Source organism: Marinobacter sp. NFXS11 (assembly GCF_040148675.1).
Classification (GTDB): Bacteria; Pseudomonadota; Gammaproteobacteria; order Pseudomonadales; family Oleiphilaceae; genus Marinobacter.
Genome location: NZ_JAGDDV010000002.1, coordinates 770,935 through 789,458, shown reverse-complemented (window position 1 = coordinate 789,458; position 18,524 = coordinate 770,935). Strand labels below are relative to the sequence as shown.

General features: G+C 59.3%; 17 protein-coding genes. 7 read left to right on the top strand and 10 right to left on the bottom strand.

The window, feature by feature from the left end:
* The first annotated feature begins 100 nt into the window (after positions 1-100).
* Positions 101-955 carry an eIF2B alpha/beta/delta subunit family protein gene (locus tag J3362_RS12595; protein ID WP_349520119.1) on the top strand — a complete coding sequence of 285 codons (855 nt, stop codon included), beginning with the start codon at positions 101-103 and terminating at the stop codon, positions 953-955.
* On the opposite strand, the gene hrpB is transcribed toward J3362_RS12595, so the two are convergent.
* The 6 genes from hrpB to J3362_RS12565 form a co-directional block, all read right to left on the bottom strand.
* On the bottom strand, positions 909-3,389 hold the full coding sequence (gene hrpB / locus J3362_RS12590) for an ATP-dependent helicase HrpB (RefSeq protein WP_349520118.1): 2,481 nt from the start codon (positions 3,387-3,389) through the stop codon (positions 909-911). The two genes, J3362_RS12595 and hrpB, sit on opposite strands and share 47 nt — an antisense overlap.
* Positions 3,390-3,411: 22 nt before the next feature.
* Entirely contained in the window at positions 3,412-4,083 is a 672-nt protein-coding gene (locus J3362_RS12585) for an SCO family protein (protein ID WP_349520117.1), read from the bottom strand.
* A 148-nt stretch (positions 4,084-4,231) separates the two neighbouring features.
* The gene (gene cyoE / locus J3362_RS12580; protein ID WP_349520115.1) at positions 4,232-5,152 is read right to left on the bottom strand and encodes a heme o synthase; all 921 of its coding nucleotides are present in this window, start codon (positions 5,150-5,152) and stop codon (positions 4,232-4,234) included.
* Complete coding sequence (locus J3362_RS12575) at positions 5,149-6,210, bottom strand: COX15/CtaA family protein (protein ID WP_349520946.1); 1,062 nt, start codon at positions 6,208-6,210, stop codon at positions 5,149-5,151. The genes cyoE and J3362_RS12575 overlap by 4 nt, the downstream gene beginning before the upstream one ends.
* 64 nt (positions 6,211-6,274) lie before the next feature.
* Positions 6,275-6,925, bottom strand: coding sequence for a redox-active disulfide-containing membrane protein (locus J3362_RS12570; protein ID WP_502882431.1), 651 nt, complete (start codon positions 6,923-6,925; stop codon positions 6,275-6,277).
* Complete coding sequence (locus J3362_RS12565; protein ID WP_349520114.1) at positions 6,906-7,643, bottom strand: SURF1 family protein; 738 nt, start codon at positions 7,641-7,643, stop codon at positions 6,906-6,908. The genes J3362_RS12570 and J3362_RS12565 overlap by 20 nt, the downstream gene beginning before the upstream one ends.
* An 80-nt stretch (positions 7,644-7,723) precedes the next feature.
* On the opposite strand from J3362_RS12565, the gene J3362_RS12560 reads away from it, so the two are divergent.
* Positions 7,724-7,927 (top strand): twin transmembrane helix small protein, encoded by a 204-nt coding sequence (locus J3362_RS12560; protein WP_053113472.1) that lies wholly within the window; start codon positions 7,724-7,726, stop codon positions 7,925-7,927.
* A 10-nt stretch (positions 7,928-7,937) separates the two neighbouring features.
* Here J3362_RS12560 and J3362_RS12555 read toward each other — a convergent pair whose 3' ends face one another.
* Genes J3362_RS12555 through coxB form a run of 4 tightly spaced genes read right to left on the bottom strand, consistent with a single transcriptional unit; the run spans position 7,938 to position 12,225 of the window.
* Positions 7,938-8,825 carry a cytochrome c oxidase subunit 3 gene (locus tag J3362_RS12555; RefSeq protein WP_349520112.1) on the bottom strand — a complete coding sequence of 296 codons (888 nt, stop codon included), beginning with the start codon at positions 8,823-8,825 and terminating at the stop codon, positions 7,938-7,940.
* Positions 8,826-8,841: 16 nt separating this feature from the next.
* Complete coding sequence (locus J3362_RS12550; RefSeq protein WP_349520110.1) at positions 8,842-9,444, bottom strand: cytochrome c oxidase assembly protein; 603 nt, start codon at positions 9,442-9,444, stop codon at positions 8,842-8,844.
* Between the two features lie 15 nt (positions 9,445-9,459).
* Positions 9,460-11,043 carry a cytochrome c oxidase subunit I gene (gene ctaD / locus J3362_RS12545; RefSeq protein WP_349520108.1) on the bottom strand — a complete coding sequence of 528 codons (1,584 nt, stop codon included), beginning with the start codon at positions 11,041-11,043 and terminating at the stop codon, positions 9,460-9,462.
* A 57-nt stretch (positions 11,044-11,100) separates the two neighbouring features.
* Positions 11,101-12,225 carry a cytochrome c oxidase subunit II gene (coxB, locus tag J3362_RS12540; protein ID WP_349520106.1) on the bottom strand — a complete coding sequence of 375 codons (1,125 nt, stop codon included), beginning with the start codon at positions 12,223-12,225 and terminating at the stop codon, positions 11,101-11,103.
* A gap of 204 nt (positions 12,226-12,429) precedes the next feature.
* Between coxB and J3362_RS12535 the strand changes: the two genes are divergently transcribed.
* The 5 genes from J3362_RS12535 to J3362_RS12515 all read left to right on the top strand — a co-directional run bounded on the left by J3362_RS12535 (position 12,430) and on the right by J3362_RS12515 (position 18,523).
* Positions 12,430-13,758, top strand: a complete 1,329-nt coding sequence (locus J3362_RS12535) for an MATE family efflux transporter (RefSeq protein WP_349520104.1) — start codon at positions 12,430-12,432, stop codon at positions 13,756-13,758.
* Positions 13,759-13,964: 206 nt separating this feature from the next.
* Positions 13,965-14,615, top strand: a complete 651-nt coding sequence (locus J3362_RS12530; protein WP_349520103.1) for a hypothetical protein — start codon at positions 13,965-13,967, stop codon at positions 14,613-14,615.
* Between the two features lie 16 nt (positions 14,616-14,631).
* On the top strand, positions 14,632-15,297 hold the full coding sequence (locus J3362_RS12525; protein WP_349520102.1) for a methylamine utilization protein: 666 nt from the start codon (positions 14,632-14,634) through the stop codon (positions 15,295-15,297).
* The gene (locus J3362_RS12520) at positions 15,297-17,651 is read left to right on the top strand and encodes a putative bifunctional diguanylate cyclase/phosphodiesterase (RefSeq protein ID WP_349520101.1); all 2,355 of its coding nucleotides are present in this window, start codon (positions 15,297-15,299) and stop codon (positions 17,649-17,651) included. Before J3362_RS12525 ends, J3362_RS12520 begins: the two co-directional genes overlap by 1 nt.
* A complete protein-coding gene (locus tag J3362_RS12515; RefSeq protein ID WP_349520100.1) occupies positions 17,648-18,523 on the top strand; it encodes a DUF3034 family protein in 876 nt (291 codons plus the stop codon). The genes J3362_RS12520 and J3362_RS12515 overlap by 4 nt, the downstream gene beginning before the upstream one ends.
* Position 18,524: the final 1 nt, after the last annotated feature.

Here is an 18,524-nt window from a genome sequence, read left to right as displayed (position 1 = left end):
AGGGATTACATTCAGGCAAGCGGTATTTTCACGACCGGGCATCAGGAAAAGACCGTACAGATGCGATCCTTGGAGCAGCAAAGAAGCGCAGGAGGGCGGAATGCAGGAACTTGATGAGAGAGCAGAGTCTCTTCTGGCCGGACTGCAAACGGACTTCCAGTCCGGCGCTACGCAGCTGGCACTGAACACCCTCAATCAACTTCTATCTTACCTGGACGATGTCGAGCCAGAGGGCGAGACATTTCTGAGGCTTCTGGCAGAACTTCGGGCGGCACGCCCAAGTATGATCGTGATTGGCAATGCGCTGTCCATGATCGAAGAGCAGCTGGCCACGGATCCTCAGGTCGCGCGGCAGGCCGTCATCCAAACCAGGGACCAGCTAGCGAATGCCACGAGGACCATTGCCCGGCACGCAAGCGATCATCTGCCTGGGGCCCCGGTTATATTGACCCATAGCGCCAGCTCCGCGGTGCTGGCGCTATTTCGGATCATGGCGGAACAGGGCCAAACCTTCTCTGTCATCTGTACCCAGAGCAGCCCGGGATTCGAAGGCCACTCCCTGGCCCGCGCGCTGAATGAGCTAGCCATACCCATCATCCTGATCACCGATGCGCAGATGGGGCTGTTCGTGCCTCAGGCTGACCTCGTGATCACCGGGTGCGATACCTGGCTCACCGATGGACATTTTATCAACAAAAGCGGCACGTACTTGCTGGCTCTCGCGGCCCACGACGCTAGGAAGCCCCTCTGGGTTCTGGCCGACAGCTTCCGTAACAGCGACGCCGAACCCGGGTCGGTTGAACTCGAGGAAATGCCCGCGGAAGAACTCAACGCCCCGGCGGGAGACTGGATAACGCCACGGAATATCTACTTTGAGCGGGTGCCACACACGCTGGTCAGCAAACGCATCAGCGAATTGGGCGTTTTTTCGTGCCCTGCTGAGCCTCGGCGGTAAACGGATCTTCCGGCCAGGGATGCTTGGGATACCGTCCACGCATGTCCTTGCGCACCTCGGGGTAGGCGTTACGCCAGAAACTGGCCAGATCCGCGGTGACCGCCAGTGGCCGTTGTGCGGGGGACAACAGATGAAGCACCACCGGTACCCGCCCGCCGGCAACGGCAGGGGTTTCTTTCCAGCCAAACAGCGCCTGGAGCTTGGCCGCCAGAACCGGGCCATTGTCGGCGGTGTAATCCAGACTCACCCGCTGGCCGGTCGGTATGGTCAGGTGTGTTGGCGCCAGACTCTGAAGCTGCTGCTGGGCCGGGTAATCAATCAGGCTGTTAAGGGCCGCCAGCAGGTCGATCCGGGCCAGATCGGACCATCGGGTCATGCCGACCAGAAACGGGCCCAGCCAAACCTCGAGATTATCCAGCAACGCCGCGTCTTCGGTGTCCGGCCAGCCGGAATCCGGGAAGGTTCTGGCGAGCAACATCATTCGGGCACGCCACTGGCGACTGCCATCACTCCAGGGCAGGCTTTCCAGGCCCTTTTTCCGAATCGCACTGAGCAGCCCCTGCCGGACCAGTTCCGGATCCACCCGGCCAAGCGGCTTTTCCTGAAGCACGAGTTCACCCAGTTTCCGCGCACGTCGCGCCAGAATTTTACCCTGGCTATCGTCCCACAGCGCCTCTTCGATCTCCTGTATGTGGTCAGCCAGGTCGAGCTCCAGGTCCGGAATGTCCACCGGCGCGGCCAGGTAAATCGTCGCTTCGCGGGCCTGGCCATCCAGCTCGGCCGCCACCAGCCACTCGTGCCGAGCCAGGGGATCATCCTCTCTCAGTACCGCACCTTTGCCATTACTGAGCTGATACCTTGCCGCCTTATCCGATCGCCGCCTGGCAATACGGTCCGGATAGGCCAGGGCAAGCAATCGGCCGATCTCGGTCTCCGAGGGCGGTGTTGCCTCAGTCGCCCCGGGCCCGGAAAGGCGTCGGGCCGACTGGCGTACAGCCTTCAGGCGAGCGACATCCAGCGTGCGATCCCGCCGTTCCCCGAAGAACACCCGAACCCGCTCGTGCATGTCCGCACCAGCTCCGGGGCCCAGGAGATCACGCTCTTCCAGCAAGGCGGCCAAGGCCGCAGCCGCGCCTCCGAGCCCTATAGAACGGCCTTTCAACACCATATGAGCCAGTCGGGGGTGTATACCCAGCTCCCGGGCTGCTTTGCCGTGGTCCGTAATAGCTCCGTCTGAATCGAGCAGATCGAGCCACTGCAGCAGGGCCACAGCCTGCCCCCAATGGGCGGTGGGAGGCTTATCAATCCAGGCGACTGCATCGGCTTCCCGCGCGCCCCACTGGGCCAATTCCAGCACCAAGGGTGCCAGATCGGCCTCCAGAATTTCGGGCGGCGTGTAATCGGCCAATCCGAACTGTTCTGATTCGCTCCACAATCGATAACAGACCCCGGGCTCCATCCGGCCGGCCCGGCCTTTACGCTGTTCCGCAGAAGCTCTGGATACCCGGCCAGTGACCAGGCGAGTCATGCCACTGTTCGGATCGAACACGGCCCGACGCTGCTGACCGCAATCGATAACAACCCGAACCCCTTCAATGGTCAGGCTGGTTTCGGCAATAGCCGTGGCCAACACCACCTTGCGATGGCCTTCAGGAGCCGGAGAGATTGCCTGGTCCTGCTGCTCCGATTTCAGATTGCCGTATAGCGGAGCAAGCATCACCCGGTCCGGCAGGTTTGCACGGAGCTGTTGCTCAACCCGACGTATCTCACCCACACCGGGCAGAAACACCAACAGTGAGCCGCTTTGATCAGTCAATGCCTCCTGGACCACAGAGGTGACCTGATCCACCATGCGGCCACTGCGCGGCAACGGCCGGTAATAGACATCGACTGGAAACGCCCGTCCTTCACTGGTTATTACGGGCACGTCTCCAAGCACTTGCGCAATCGGCCCGGTGTCCAGGGTCGCGGACATCACCAGCAATCGCAGATCCTCCCGCAACGCCTGCTGCGATTCCCGCACCAGGGCCAGGCCCAGATCCGCCTGCAGCGAGCGCTCATGGAACTCATCAAAGATGACCGCCGCGTACTCCTCCAGCATCGGATCCGCCTGGATCAGCCGGGTCAGGATGCCCTCGGTCACGACTTCGATCCGGGTAGCTCCGGACACACGGGTATCCAGCCTTGTGCGATAGCCTACCGTCTGGCCGGGCTGTTCATTGAGTTGGCGAGCCATGAACCGGGCGGCAGAGCGAGCTGCAAGCCGACGGGGCTCAAGCATCAGGATCTTGCCGTCACCGCGCCAGGGCGCATCCAGAAGGGCAGCAGGCACACGGGTGGTTTTACCGGCACCGGGCGGGGCCTGCAGAAGTACGGTAGTCGTGCGTTCCAGGGCCGCTTTCAGGTCTGGAAGAATGGCATCAATAGGGAGCATCGGATTCCGGGTTTCTGAAACGTCAGGAGCTCACCCGTTCACGATTGGCCTTTGCCCACTGGTAAATCCGCTCAAAGGCCTTGGCCAGGTTGTGCGGATTATGGGGGGGCTGGATCACAGCAGCAAGTTCGCCATCGGGGTTCAGCAGCGCAAAATGGCCGCTGTGATCCACCAGCAGCTCGCCATCCACCTCACGATGGACAAACACGGCGTTCAGGCTTTTGGCCAGTTCCCGCAGGGTGTCCAGATCTCCGGTCAGACCATGGAAGTTTTCACCGAAGAAGTCCGTGTAGGCTTTGAGTTTTTCCGGCGTATCATGCTCCGGGTCAGCGCTGACCAGCAGATAGTCAGGCTGGGGCAGTTCCTTGGACAGCAGCTTGTCGGTCTGGCGCAAATTGGCCATGGCTGCCGGGCAGATATCCGGGCAGTTAGTGTAGCCCACAAACGCAAAGGTCCAGCGACCCCTCAGGCTCTCACGGGTGACCGTTTCTCCGTTCTCATCCGTCAACGTAAATTCCGCCAGCTGCCGTGGCTGGTCATAGACATAGGTGTTGAAATCCGTCAGCTCCGGCGCCGGTATTGGCTCCTGGTTACCCACCAGAAACACCTGCCGGCCGACGACCAGTCCAAAGATCAGAACGACGATTAATAGCAGACAGAACAGGGTCAGGCGAATAGAGCTCGAAGTTTTCATGGATCGTCCAATTCGATGGTCAGACAAGCAGGCGGGGATGGCTTTCCGAAACCGTGCGGAGCCATGGATGGCGGAGCCGAGCGTACACGGACGTATTTACAGCGTGTTTCGGAAAGCCATCCCCGCCTGCGTCAGCACAATGTCTGATTCAGAAGAATACAAAATGATCCACAAGCAATACCACAAACAGCGCCATGAGGTAAGTGATGGAATACTTGAAGGTATTCAGGGCCACCCGCCGATCGTCACCCTTCAACAGCCTTACCGCATACTGCAGAAAGCGCAGGCCAAGGGCCAGGGCGCCCACCAGGTAGATACCGCCGGACATGCCTGTGACAAAAGGCAGCAGACTGACCGCCAGCAACATCAGGGTGTAGAGAAGGATGTGCAGCTCGGTAAACTTGTTGCCATGGGTGACCGGCAGCATGGGAATGCCGGCCTTGGCGTACTCTTCTTTGCGATGGATAGCCAGGGCCCAGAAATGCGGCGGGGTCCAGGCAAAAATGATCAGCACCAGCAGCAGGGCGTGGCCCTCAACCTGGCCTGTCACAGCGGTCCAGCCCAACAGCGGTGGCATCGCACCGGCAAGGCCACCAATGGTGATGTTCTGGGGCGTTGCCCGCTTGAGGAAAAGGGTATAGACACCCGCATAGCCCACCAGGGAGGCGAGGGTCAGCCAGGCGGTGAGGTGGTTGACCTGCCACATCAGCACGGCCATACCGCCACACGCGAGTATCGTTGCGAACAGGAACGCATCCAGAGGCGAGATCTTGCCTGTGGCCACCGGGCGCTTACGGGTACGAGCCATCACCGTGTCAATTTTCTGGTCTACCACATGGTTGACCACCGCAGCCGCGCCGGCCAACAGGGCAATCCCCAGATTGCCCCACACCAACACCCCCCAACCGGGCACGCCTGGCGCCGCCAGCAGCATCCCGATAACCGACGTGAGGATCATCAACGCGACAACCCTGGGCTTTGTCAGCTCCAGGTAGTCACGCCAGGAAATGGTTGTTCTGGAGTCGCTCGCAATTGCCTGGGCGGGCAGTGCTTCCACTTGCTCGCTCATGCCCTAACCTCCTGGTTCATTGTTGTTGTGTGTGTTGACGGGATGCTATGTGGTTCGAGTAATAGCTGATGCCGCCAGATCAGGTGAATGACTGACAGAAGCAGGCCTGCGCCCATGGCGTTGTGGGCCACGGCGATGGACAGCGGAATATGGAAAATAACATTGGCGAGGCCCAGCAGGATCTGAACACCCAGCAGGACCGCCACCAGCCGAATGGCGTTATCCAAGCCGGAATCACCACGTCGCAGCCACATCAACGCCAGTAAAGCACTGAAATAGGCCAGCACCAGCATGGCACCGAGTCTGTGAGTTACATGGATGGCCACCCGGCCATCCGCCGTCAGTTGGCCGCCCAGGTAGTTTGGGCCCACGTGCTGGGTCACGTCAAAGCCGTGCCGGAAATCCATGCCCTCAGGCCACCACTGGCCCTGGCAGGTGGGCAAATCGGTACAGGCAACGGCGGCGTAGTTGGCCGCTGTCCAGGCTCCCAGGGCAATCTGCATCACCACTAACAGCAGCCCGCCATAAAGCCATGGCCGGAAACCGGACAGGGCATTTGATGGCGGTGGTTCCCGATCCGTTGTCTGTCTGGCCTGACGTCGCAACCTGAAGGCCAGCAGCGTCAGGAGACTCAGGGTGGTAAAGCCGCCAAGCAGGTGCAACGCCACCACCTGGGGCCACAATTTCAGAGTCACCGTCCACATACCGAAAGCGCCCTGAAGGATGATGAAACCCGCAATAAACAAAGGCAGCTTTATCGGAACACCCTGGCGCCGATTACGAACCGCATAGGCGGCCAGGCCGAACACCACCAGCCCCAGGGTGCCGGCGGCGTACCGGTGGATCATTTCGGGCCAGCCTTTTTGCACATCCACCGGCGTATCGGGAAAACGGGCGTTCGCGATGGCAATGTTCGATTCACTCTGGGGCACTGTGAGAAAGCCGTAGCATCCGGGCCAGTCAGGACACCCCAGCCCCGCGTGCACCAGACGGGTCCAGGCACCCAGCATGATCACGATAACCGCCAGCAGTACGGCAAAAGTTGCCCATTTGGCCATCTTGCGGGCCGCCGTGGATGGGGAAACAGATGACTGATTCAAGACTGACTCTCCGCTCTGGCAATTAACCGATCTGCGACAGTTTGAGCAGATGTTTCAGGTCCTCCAGCATATCCTTGCCGGTATGCTCGGAACCGTAATGCATCATGATGTTGCCGAATGGATCCACCAGCAGGATACGGGGCTCCGATTCCGGATTGACTCCCGATGGCCAGGACGGCTGGGTTCCCTCTGCGGGGACAAGGCGTTCCATCGAATTATATTCGTCTGACCAGCGTGACTGCAAATCCGGGGGCATACTGCCCAGTACGGCCGCCCGGGAAACGCGATTGGCGTTCTTGCCAAGTGCAATATTCACCTGCCTGGCCAGATAGAGCAGCTCTTCACACTGGCTGCCACACTGGCCGGCCGCAACAATCATCAGCCAATCCGGGTCCGTTTGGTCCGGGCCAAAGCGTTCAACCAGCGGTGTACCGGACGCGGTTTCAAGGTTAAGCGTAGAGACCGGCGCCACCGGCTGGAGCAGGACGCCATTGTTGGTATGGCCGGCAGGGTTCAGCCAGCCGGTGTAGAACATAATGGTTGCAACAATTATCGGGCCAAAGCCCAGCGCAAACAGAAGGAGAGCCGTGCGACGACCGCGACGGGCCTGCTCCGGCGTTGGCCCTTCGTTTTTTTCCTGGTCGGATATCCGGTTAGCCATTGTCATTGTCATTATTGGTTCCTGTCTTTCTGTAACTCGCCACTACTGTCAATATAGTCAGCGCAATGGCCAGCGCAAACCATTGCGTGGCATATCCGTAATGGGTTTGGGGCCCCATCAGGTCCGGTTCCCAGTCCGCCCGGTAGGCACCCGGCTGGCGCTCTCCGGAAAGGCGCACGATCTGGCCGGGAAGTTCGGGGATCTCCTGCCGGGCCGCCTGCTCGGAGAGACTTTGCACTCGCCGGGGCCATTGTCCACCTGCCGCCGGCTGGTCCATCAGTACCGGGGGCACTGGATAGTCACTGATCCGTCCTTCCAGGGTAAAAATCCCTTCCGGCGTTTCCAGCTGGGGGAGCTGATCCCGGGTTCGGGGAGCCTGAACCCAACCGCGATTGACCACCACCGGCGGGCCTTCAAGGGGACGGAAATCGGTAAGAACTTCATAACCCGGGATCCCGTCCCGGGTCCGGTTATCCAGCAGCCAGGTTCGGCTTCCATAGAGGCCGGTCAGTGTCACAGGCCGGCCACTGGTCAGGTCCCTGGCTACCATATCCTGCCACGCCAGGTTTTTCGCCTCCTGCTGCCACTGGTCCAGCAAAACCTGTTTTTCCGCCGCCCGGTTCAACTGCCAGACACCGAGGCCGATGAGTATCGGCAGGAAGACGCCACTGAAAACCAGCAATCGCCAGTCAAAGTGCCATTGACGTTGTTGGCCCTGCGAATCAGACATGCTCTGCTATAGTGACCTCAACGGGTCTGGAACCTGTTCCCGCCCGTACATTCACTGCACCTACAAAAACAGGAACTCCAATGCTCAAAGGCTTTATCGTTTTTCTGATGCTTGCCGTCGTGGTGAGTCTGTTCAGTGGCCTGTTTTTTCTCATCAAGGATGGCGGCAAAACCAACCGGGTGGTGAACTCCCTGGCGGTGCGGGTCACACTCAGCATACTGCTCCTGGCGGTCATTCTGATTGCGCTGTGGCAGGGCGCCCTGACATTAAACCCGACGCCCTGATCAGCATTTTTCAGAGAATATAGACAAAGACAAAAAGACCAAGCCAAACCACGTCCACAAAGTGCCAGTACCAGGCTGCCGCTTCAAACCCGAAGTGGTTATCTGCCGTGAAGTGGCCTTTGGTTATGCGTATCAGCATGATGATCAGCATCAGTGAGCCGAGAATCACATGCGCCCCGTGGAAGCCTGTCAGCATGAAGAAAGTGCTGCCGTAGATCCCGGACTGCAGAGTCAGGTCGAGGTCCTGGTAGGCGTGCATATATTCGTAGCCCTGGACAAACACGAACACGATCGCCAGCGCGATGGTCAGGGCGAGCCAGAGCTTGGTTTTCGCCCGATGGCCGGACTTCAGGGCATGGTGAGCCACGGTTACCGTGAAGGAAGATGTCACCAGCAGAATGGTATTCATTAACGGCAGGCCCCAGGCACTGATAACCTCTTTGGGTCCGGGGTAGGCCTCCGGGCTAGGGTTATTTATGAGAGGCCAGCTCGACTGAAAGCCTTCCCACAGCATATTGGAGGAACCCCGGTCGCCCTCGCCACCCAGCCAGGGCACAGCGAAAACCCGAACGTAAAACAGCGCCCCAAAGAACGCGGCGAAGAACATCACTTCCGAGAAAATAAACCAGCTCATGCCCCAGCGGAAAGAACGATCCATCTGCGGACTGTAAAGACCGGCCCTGCTTTCCTTTATCACGTTCCCGAACCAGCCGAACAACATGTACGCCATGATGATGGCGCCAATCATGAACATGATCCAGGCACCGGTGGTGCTCTCGCCCTGCTTGCCGTTCACCATGATGGCCGCAACCCCGTAGAGGGTCACGCCGAGGCCGACGGTCGCGATGATGGGCCACTTGCTCTGTTCCGGAACGTAGTAGGTCTGGTTTTCCGCCATGACAGTCTCCGATGGCTTATCCGTTATCGTTTATTGTTGTGTCTTTCCGGGAAGTTTGCGTTACCGCCGGCTGCTTGCCCTGATCGTAAAGCGTGTAGGACAGGGTGAGTTTGGTGATGTGCGCTGGCAGGTCTTTATCGACGATAAAAATCAGGGGCATTTCAGTGCTCTCTCCGGCTTCAAGCGGTTGCTGGTTGAAGCAGAAGCACTCGGTCTTGTGAAAGTAGAGCGTGCCTTCCGAGGGCGCAAGGCTGGGAACCGCCTGCCCGACCATCGGCTCGGCCGTGGGGTTCTCCGCATAGAAATTCACCGTTGTCGGCTCTCCTGGATGCACCTCTACCGAACGCACAACAGGGCGAAACTTCCAGGTCATACCCGGGCCATTGGACGCAAGAAACTGTACTGTCACCTTCCGGCTCATATCCGCTTCGGCCACCTCGGTTGACTCGTATCGCCCGCCGGTTTTGCCGTTTATCCCCGTAATCTCACAGAACACGTCATAGAGCGGCACCATGGCAAAACCGAAGGCAAACATGCCAACCACCCCGGCCAGGCACCAACTGACAACTCGGTTGGTGCTACGGGATGCGCCTGCCTCGTTTGCCTGCTGGTTCGACATGATGCCGGCCTCCGGTTACTTCACTTCCGGTGGTGTCGAGAAGGTGTGGTAAGGCGCCGGCGAGGGCACGGTCCACTCGAGACCTTCGGCACCATCCCAGGGCTTGGCAGCCGCCTCCTTGCCACCCCTGATGCACTTGACCACGATAAACAGGAACAACAGCTGTGTGGCTCCGAACATGAATGCACCGATACTGGAAACCATGTTGAAATCGGCGAACTGCAGCGCGTAATCCGGAATCCGGCGTGGCATGCCGGCGAGCCCCAGGAAGTGCATCGGGAAGAACGCCAGGTTCATGCCGATAAAGGACAGCCAGAAATGGGTCTTGGCCAGGGTTTCGTCATACATGTGGCCAGTCCACTTGGGCAGCCAGAAGTAAGCCGAAGCGAAGATCCCGAAGATGGCGCCCGGCACCAGCACATAGTGGAAGTGGGCAACCACGAAATAGGTATCGTGGTACTGGAAGTCAGCCGGCGCGATGGCCAGCATCAGACCGGAGAAACCGCCAATGGTGAACAGGATCACGAAGGCCACGGCAAACAGCATGGGCGCCTCAAAGGTAAGAGAACCCCGGAACATGGTGGCCACCCAGTTGAACACCTTCACCCCGGTGGGCACTGCGATCAGCATGGTGGCGTACATGAAGAACAGCTGGCCAACGATGGGAATACCAACGGTGAACATGTGGTGTGCCCAAACCACGAAAGACAGCAGGGCAATGGCACCGACCGCATAGACCATGGAGGCATAGCCAAACAGGGGTTTGCGGGAAAACGCCGGAATGATATGGGAGACCGCCCCGAAGGCCGGGAGGATCATGATGTATACCTCGGGGTGCCCGAAGAACCAGAACACGTGCTGGAAGAGTACCGGATCGCCGCCGCCGGAGGCGTCAAAGAAGCTGGTGCCGAAGTTGATGTCCATCAGCATCATGGTCACCACACCGGCCAGGACCGGCATCACCGCAATCAGCAGGAACGCCGTAATCAGCCAGGTCCAGACAAACAGGGGCATCTTCATCAGGGTCATGCCCGGCGCCCGGAGGTTCAGGATGGTGGCGATCACGTTGATCGCGCCCATGATCGACGAGATACCCATGATGTGGACCGCGAAAATAAAGAAGGTCGTGCTCGGCGGCCCGTAGGTTGTGGACAGGGGCGCGTAGAAGGTCCAGCCGAAGTTGGGACCGCCGCCTTCCATGAACAGGGTGGAAACCAGAATCAGGAATGCGCAGGGCAGGAGCCAGAAGCTCCAGTTGTTCATCCGGGGCAGCGCCATGTCGGGGGCGCCGATCATCAGCGGCAGCATCCAGTTGGCAAGGCCGACGAACGCCGGCATGACCGCACCGAAGACCATGATCAGACCATGCATCGTGGTCATCTGGTTGAAGAATTCCGGCTGCACGATTTGTAGCCCGGGCTGGAAGAGTTCTGCCCGGATGACCATGGCCATACTCCCGCCCAACAGGAACATGGCGAAGCTGAATATCAGGTACATGGTCCCGATATCCTTGTGGTTCGTGGTCAGCAGCCAGCGGCTGATGCCTTTTGCCGGGCCGTGATGATGATCCTGGGCGTGGGTATCTGCAACCGCACTCATGAAAACCCCCGTTACCGCCATTTATTGTGGCTGGTGATATCTGTTATCTGGCGTTGATTACTGCTGGTTCTTGTAATCAAAAATTTCTTTCGGAGTGACCATTTCACCGGTGTTGTTACCCCAGGCGTTCCGCTCGTAGGTAATCACCGCCGCCAGGTCCACTTCGCTCAGCTGGTTGCCGAAAGCCTGCATGGCCGTACCGGACTTGCCGTTCACAACGATGTCTATGTGAGCCGCCATGTCCTGGGTTGCAATGGGGCTTCCCTTCAGCGCCGGGAACGCCGGTGGCGCACCGCTGCCGTCCGCCTGGTGGCAGGCAGCACAAGCGGTCTGATAGGCTTTTTCGCCCCGTTCCATCAGCTCGGCCATGGTCCAGTCTTTCTGCGTCAATTGGCGCTCGCGCTCGGCAGCTTCCTTCTTCTCCGCAACCCAGGCGTTGTACTCCTCCTCGGGAACCGCTTCGACAACCACCGGCATGAAGCCATGGTCCTTGCCACAAAGCTCGGTGCACTGACCGCGATAAATGCCGGGCTTGTCGACCCGGGTCCAGGTCTCGTTGATGAAGCCCGGAATCGCATCTTTCTTGACGCCAAAATCCGGCACCCACCAGGAGTGGATAACATCGTTGGCCGTCACCAGAAAACGGATCTTTTTCCCGACCGGAACCACGAGATGGTTGTCCACCTCGAGAAGGTAGTTTTCACCTTTGGCCTGTCGGTTCTCAATCTGGTCTCGCGGCGTCGCCAGGTTGGAAAAGTAGCCAAAATCCTCATTGATATATTCGTATTGCCACTTCCACTGATACCCGGTGATCTTGATGTCCACCTCCGACTCGGAGGTGTCATACATGTCGACCAGGGTCGCCGTGGCAGGAATTGCCATAACAACGAGGATCACAAAGGGTATGATGGTCCAGAGAATTTCTACCAGGGTGTTCTCGTGAAAGTTGGCCGGTTTGGCGCCCTGGGATTTTCGGTGGGCAAAAATAGACCAGAACATGACCCCGAAAACCACGACGCCAATGACGACGCAGATCCAGAGTATGGTCATGTGAAGGCTGAAAATTTCGTTACTGGTGCCGGTCACCCCCGGGGTCATGTTCAGTGTCCAGTCCGCCATGGACCAGGCGGGGAACATCAGACCGCCTAAAAGGGCACCTGCCCGCTGAGCGTGCACGCGCATACTGTGTCTCCACAGAGTGTTATTCTTGTCGGATTTTGCGTTATCCCACTGGTCCTTACTGGCGCTCGCATACACCGGAAAAACCAGAGTGGAAGCCTGCTTACGGATACCTCAGATTCGAGTATAGACACAGATCAAAAAAAGACTAAAAAATCGGTTAAACCCAAAAGCGCTAACCACATTCTTTTAATAAGCAAAACGAATATGACATTAAACCTGCCGGCAACTGACCGGCGCCTCTGGGCTCTGGCCTGGCCGTTGATGCTTACCAACCTTACTGTGCCGCTTCTGGGACTGGTGGATACTGCCGTGCTCGGACACCTGGAAAGCCCGGAGTATCTTGGGGCGGTCGCCGTTGGTGCCAACCTGTTCAGCATCCTTTACTGGACCTTCGGCTTCATGCGCATGGGCACCACGGGTCTGGCAGCCCAGGCCTGGGGTAAGCGGGACAGCTTTAGCCAGGTGGCGTTGCTCCTGCGGTCGGTGCTGCTGGCAACCGGTATTGGTCTGCTACTGATCCTGTTTCACCAGCCGCTGATCCAGACCGGCCTGAGCCTGATGAATCCCAGTGACAACGTTACCGAACTGGCGGCCGAGTATGCCGGGATCCGGATCTGGAGCGCGCCGGCCGTTCTCTGCCAGTACACCCTGGTTGGCTGGCTCATCGGCACCCAGTTTCCGCGAGGCCCGATGATCATGCTGATTGCGGCAAACGGCCTGAACATCGTTCTGGATGTTCTTTTTGTTACCGTGCTTGGCTGGAACAGCCGGGGCGTGGCCATTGCCACTGTGATCGCCGAATACGGTGCCGCCACCATCGGTTTCCTGATCGTATTACGGCGAATACCTGAGGGGCAGAGGCTGACGAGGGCTCTGTTCGGCAAACTCGAGGATTATCTGAAGATCCTCCGGGTTAACCGCTACATCATGGTCCGAACCATCGCCCTGTTATTGGTGCTGGCATTCTTTACCGCCCAGGGCGCCCGTCAGGGAGACACCATCCTCGCTGCCAATGCCGTTCTGATCACCTTTCTACTGCTGATCTCCAACGCCCTGGACGGTTTTGCCAATGCTGCCGAGGCGCTGATTGGCGAGGCCATCGGCAAAGGCAGCCGCCGGCGCTTCCGGGTGGTCTTTCAAAGTGCCCTGCGATGGTCACTCTGGGGCGCCCTCTTGCTCACCCTTGTTTTTGTTGCCGGCGGACACTGGCTGATTGCGCTGCTGACCGGGATCGAAGAGGTGAGAGCCACCGCCTGGCGCTACCTGCCCTGGCTCTGGCTGCTACCGTTTGCCGCAGTCTGGGGTTTCCTTCTGGACGGCGTCTTTATTGGAGCAACCCGCACCCGGGACATGCAGAACACCATGCTGTTCTCAGCCTTGGCCGTTTTTGCTCCGGTCTGGTGGCTGACCACGGGCTGGGGCAATCACGGGCTCTGGTTCGCGCTGATCTCCCTGATGGTGGCGCGGGCTCTGAGCATGGGGTGGCTGTGCTGGTCCCATACCAGGAATGATCGTTGGTTCCAGAGCCAGTGACGCAGATTCAATCTGAAACATTACAGCCAGGTATTTTCACCACAGCGGAAAAGCAGGGGCAAAAATCTCGGCTACACTTGTCTGAACAGGCAGGCATGATGTGGTAGCCAGCCCTTCTCTCCTGCCCGGGAACTCGTTGCTATCAGTTGCTAACAACGGGAGGCGCCTTGCGACCTCAATTCGTTCAGACATCGGCTTCTCCTGAAATGACACCACAGGTAGTGCTTGAGATTATTGACCAGGCGCGGCGTAAGGAAGCCCGCTCCGGGACCTTCCTCCGACAGCTTCACGAAAAGGTTGCCGTGTTGCCGTCTGCAGTCACTATTGAGGGGTATCAGCCCGCCACCTGCCTGTTCCAGTTCGTGGTTGAGTACATCGAAATGGCACCAAGGCTGATCGAGTGCGTAGAAGCCTGTGCCCGGGAAGCCGGAAAAGCCGACCTGTTTGAGCCCTTCGTGAACGCCGCCATCCGGTATTTCACCCAGCCATCAGCGCTCCTGGTGCGCTATGACGGTCTCGATGGCCTGCTGATCCGCGCCTACCTTTGCCACCGATTGATGGAAGAAATGTATGAAAACAACCGATGTACCCGGGCCAGCGAAATCGTGGATATGGAAGCGACTCGTGCTAACCTTCTGGCTCATCAGCTTATCGGCGAGCCCTTTGCCAACGAGCTGGACGACTCCATCACCGTCACCGTGTTGCAGATAGCAGGCACGCCGGACTATTACGAGCTCAACCTCGACCCGTTTGTCGAGCAGGTGAACAACGCCGCCTGGGACTGGATGCGGCATTACTGGGAAAATCTGCTGGTAAGGAACCACATTCGATTTTCTCTCGGGTCCGGCCTGGCCTGACAGGTTCAGAGGTTTAATGAAAGTATCAGCGATTGCAGTGCTGGCGGGACTGTTGATTTCTGCCATGGCATCGACGGCCAACGCGTACGAGCTGTCCGTAACCGTCACCCTGGAAGGCAACACCGAACCCGTGGCCAATGCCGTGGTTTCCGCAGACAGCGCCCGTCCGGCAACACCGGTTTCTGCCGAAATCTATCAGAAGGATCGCGCCTTCCATCCCCATGTACTGGTGGTGCCAGTCGGCTCCAGCGTGGATTTCCCGAATCGCGACAATACCCAGCACCACGTGTATTCCTTCTCGCCGGCGAAAACCTTCAACATTGAGCTTTACGCCGACCGCCCGGCGGCTCCCATTGTTTTCGACAAGCCTGGCATCGTTGAACTTGGATGCAACATTCATGACCACATGCAGGGCTTTGTGGTGGTCACCGACACTGCTGCTACCGGCCGAACAGATGCCTCGGGCCGGGTTACCCTGTCGCTCGACACTCTGGCCGGCGAAGGCAGCCAGGACACGGTGACACTTGAGATCTGGCACCCACGACTGCCGGATAACACCCGCCCGGTCACCCGCGAAATCGAACGTGACAGCGAGCCCGCAATCGTCACCCTCAATCTTGAGCCCGAGCCTGCCGCAGAAGGCTCGCTGGACCGTCTCCAGCAACGCTTTCGGGAGCTTTGATGGGTCTGGTATCTCGTCTCGGATTCCGGGGCCGGCTTATTGCGGCCATGATCTCGCTGGTGGCGCTGGTGAGCCTCGTGATCGTCGCCCTGCTGATGGTGTACCTGTTCGAGGATGAAAAAAGCAGGGCACTGGAACAGCTGGCTATCGGAGAGCGGCTGACCAACGAGGTGATTGACCGCCGGACTGAGCTGGAACTGTCCCGGCTCAGTGTTGTAGTACAGGATTTCGGCTTTCGCTCCGCCATTGCCAGCCGCGACCCGGCAACCATCGACAGTGCGCTGGAAAACCACAGCGGCAGGGTGGGCGCCGACTTCGCGCTCTTGCTGGACAGTCAGGGAGAGCCCCTGGCCTCGACCCTGCAAAGCTCTTTTCCTGCCGTCAGCCAGGAACAGCTGACAAGCACCCGTCGTAATGGATTTGCCCGGTCACTGCGGGCCATTGATGGCAGGGGCTACGAGATTCTCATCATCCCGATAGAGGCCCCGGGGCTTCGGGCCTGGCTAGTTAGCGGCTTTGCCATGGACCAATCCCTGGCAGAGGTCATCGCCAGGCTTAGTGGTACATCGGTGATCTTCCGGGCACGATCGAATCAGAACCACAGCCTGAACAGTTTTGCCGCCACCACCAGTATCGATGCCAAGCTGGAACAGGAGCTTTCAGGCGCATCCGACAACGCCAATTTCATCGAAAGTGCCGGTTATTTCACCCGGATAATCAACCTGGGCGAATCAGACCCCGCCGCCGTCCAGGCCGTACTCCTGATCAGCCGTGATGCCACGCTCCAGAACTACTACCAACGAGCGGTGGAAATTGCCCTGTTGGTAACCGCTATCCTGATTTTCGCCATTCTGCTGGCACTGGTCATTGCCCGGAACCTCGGGCGTCCGGTGCTGCAGCTGGCAAGCTACGCGCGGGCTATCGGTGAGGGCACCACGCCCGAGGCACCGGCAATCCGGGCCGGCGGCGAACTGACCCAGCTCCGGAATGCCCTGCGGGACATGCTGTCTGGCCTTCGGGAGCGGGAAGCCCAGATCCGCTATGCGGCGACCCACGATGACGTCACCGGACTGAAAAACCGCAACGCCCTGATGCAGGAAGCCGCCGAGCTGTTTGAGAACCGTGGCACGGGTTCACTGGTGGGGATCCGGCTCAACGATCTCTCCGACATCAACGACACCCTGGGGCTGGAATTCGGCGACAAGGTGCTGATCGGTATTGCAAAGCGCCTGCAGCAGGAACTCCCGGACGCCCGCATCCTCGCCCGCACCGGCGGCGGCGAATTCCTGGCCCTGATTCCTTCACTGCCCCCGGAGCAAAGCAATGAAAGAATCCGGCAACTGCACGCGCTCATCGAATCTCCCTTGCAGGTAGACCAGACGCCCTTCTCCCTCAGGGTCACCATCGTCACCATGGAACTGCCGGAAGATGCCTCGGATACCGACGCCCTGCGTCGCCGGCTCAATCTCACCTTCGAGCAGGCCGAGGCCCATCCCGAAGCCTTCACACGCTACAAGCCCGGACAGGATGAAAGTCATCTCCGGGAACTGAAACTGGTTACCGATCTGCACACCGCCATCCTGAACAACGGGTTGCACATGAACTATCAGCCAAAACTGAACAGCCAGACCGGTGAGCTGGTTCAGGTGGAGGCCCTGGTACGCTGGATTCACCCGGAGCTGGGTTTTATATCCCCGGAGGAGTTCATCTTTCTTGCCGAGCAGTCGGGACAAATCCACGATCTGACAGCCCATATCCTGCAACGGGTCGCCAGCGATGCCCGGCGTTGGCACGAACAGGGTGTTGATGCGGGCGTCGCCATCAACCTGTCCGCCATGGACCTGACGTGGCCCGCCCTTATCCAACACATTGGCGACACCTTCCAGGGCTGGCACCACAATCTGGAGCGGGTCACTCTGGAAGTCACCGAAAGCGCCCTGATGGAAGACCCGGAAGAGGCGATGGCAACACTGAACCGGCTCCGGGAACTGGGCGTGACCCTGTCGGTAGACGACTTCGGTACCGGTTATTCCTCGCTGTCCCAGTTGCGCAAGCTCCCGGTACAGGAGCTGAAAATCGACAAGTCGTTCGTGCTCAGGCTGGATACCGAGCCCCAGGACCAGCTGATTGTGCGTTCCACCATTGATATGGCCCATGGCCTCGGGCTGAAGGTCGTGGCCGAAGGCATCGAGAACCTGGAGGCATGGCGCCTTCTGCAGCATTGGGGCTGCAACCTGGCTCAGGGCTTCTACCTGAGCCGTCCCGTCGCACCGGAGGATCTGCCTGAGACAGCCCGCGCCCTGGCTGACCGTCGGGAGGAATTGACCCATACCAACCCGGAGTATTCAGAATGACAGCAAGATGCCTGGTAACAATGGCCGTGGCGCTCCTGATCGCACCGGTGGCCGGCGCCGACATTGGCAGCCGGATCTGGGCGACCGGAGGCGTTACCACCATCGAGGGCAGTGCCGGCGGCGGCCTGGTGCCCTGGGCACTGCTTGGAAGCTACGCCAGCGACGAGGAGTGGGGCGGCACCCTTGCACTCAGCCGGGCCGAAGTGGACGAGTACTCGCTCTCGGTCACCAGTGCCGGCCTGAACTGGAACAACCGGCTGGAACTCACCGTGGCGCGGCAGACCCTGGATCTGGACAGCCTCGTGTTTACCCTGAAAGACGGTTTCGGCCTGGAACAGGACGAGCTGAACCAGGATATTTTCGGCGCCAAGGTCCGGCTCGTCGGCGATGTGTTGTACAGTCCGTGGGGCCAGTGGTCTGCCGGTGTGCAGTACAAGCGCCAGCGGGATTTCACCGTGCCGTCGGCGATTGGCGCCCGGGACGACAGTGGCACCGATGTGTATGTCAGTGGCAGCAAGCTGTTCTTTGCCGCCGTGATGGAGCGCAACCTGCTGGTAAACCTGACCGCGCGGGCAACCCGGGCCAACCAGGGCGGGCTCCTGGGATTTGGCGGTGACCGGAACAACAACCACGAACTGATGATGGAGGGCAGCGTCGGGCTTTTCCTGAATCGTCAGTGGCTGGTAGGCGCCGAATACCGGCAGAAGCCGGACAACCTGAGCTTTGCCACCGAAGACGACTGGTGGGACCTGTTTGTCGCCTGGGTTCCGGACCGTCGCCTGGCAGTCACAGGCGCTCTGGTCAACCTGGGTGACGTTGCCACACTGGAAGACCAGCAAGGTCTGTATCTGTCGCTGCAGGGGAGTTTCTGAT

Bases quoted from the DNA above. Each gene is read 5' to 3' on its own strand.
- J3362_RS12585 (WP_349520117.1), bottom strand. From the start codon at position 4,083: ATGAAAACTTCGAGCTCTATTCGCCTGACCCTGTTCTGTCTGCTATTA.
- cyoE (WP_349520115.1), bottom strand. From the start codon at position 5,152: ATGAGCGAGCAAGTGGAAGCACTGCCCGCCCAGGCAATTGCGAGCGAC.
- hrpB (WP_349520118.1), bottom strand. From the start codon at position 3,389: ATGCTCCCTATTGATGCCATTCTTCCAGACCTGAAAGCGGCCCTGGAA.
- J3362_RS12530 (WP_349520103.1), top strand. From the start codon at position 13,965: ATGACACCACAGGTAGTGCTTGAGATTATTGACCAGGCGCGGCGTAAG.
- J3362_RS12515 (WP_349520100.1), top strand. From the start codon at position 17,648: ATGACAGCAAGATGCCTGGTAACAATGGCCGTGGCGCTCCTGATCGCA.
- J3362_RS12575 (WP_349520946.1), bottom strand. From the start codon at position 6,210: ATGGCCAAATGGGCAACTTTTGCCGTACTGCTGGCGGTTATCGTGATC.
- J3362_RS12535 (WP_349520104.1), top strand. From the start codon at position 12,430: ATGACATTAAACCTGCCGGCAACTGACCGGCGCCTCTGGGCTCTGGCC.
- coxB (WP_349520106.1), bottom strand. From the start codon at position 12,225: ATGCGCGTGCACGCTCAGCGGGCAGGTGCCCTTTTAGGCGGTCTGATG.
- J3362_RS12560 (WP_053113472.1), top strand. From the start codon at position 7,724: ATGCTCAAAGGCTTTATCGTTTTTCTGATGCTTGCCGTCGTGGTGAGT.
- J3362_RS12550 (WP_349520110.1), bottom strand. From the start codon at position 9,444: ATGTCGAACCAGCAGGCAAACGAGGCAGGCGCATCCCGTAGCACCAAC.
- J3362_RS12565 (WP_349520114.1), bottom strand. From the start codon at position 7,643: ATGTCTGATTCGCAGGGCCAACAACGTCAATGGCACTTTGACTGGCGA.
- ctaD (WP_349520108.1), bottom strand. From the start codon at position 11,043: ATGAGTGCGGTTGCAGATACCCACGCCCAGGATCATCATCACGGCCCG.
- J3362_RS12520 (WP_349520101.1), top strand. From the start codon at position 15,297: ATGGGTCTGGTATCTCGTCTCGGATTCCGGGGCCGGCTTATTGCGGCC.
- J3362_RS12525 (WP_349520102.1), top strand. From the start codon at position 14,632: ATGAAAGTATCAGCGATTGCAGTGCTGGCGGGACTGTTGATTTCTGCC.
- J3362_RS12555 (WP_349520112.1), bottom strand. From the start codon at position 8,825: ATGGCGGAAAACCAGACCTACTACGTTCCGGAACAGAGCAAGTGGCCC.
- J3362_RS12595 (WP_349520119.1), top strand. From the start codon at position 101: ATGCAGGAACTTGATGAGAGAGCAGAGTCTCTTCTGGCCGGACTGCAA.
- J3362_RS12570 (WP_502882431.1), bottom strand. From the start codon at position 6,925: ATGACAATGACAATGGCTAACCGGATATCCGACCAGGAAAAAAACGAA.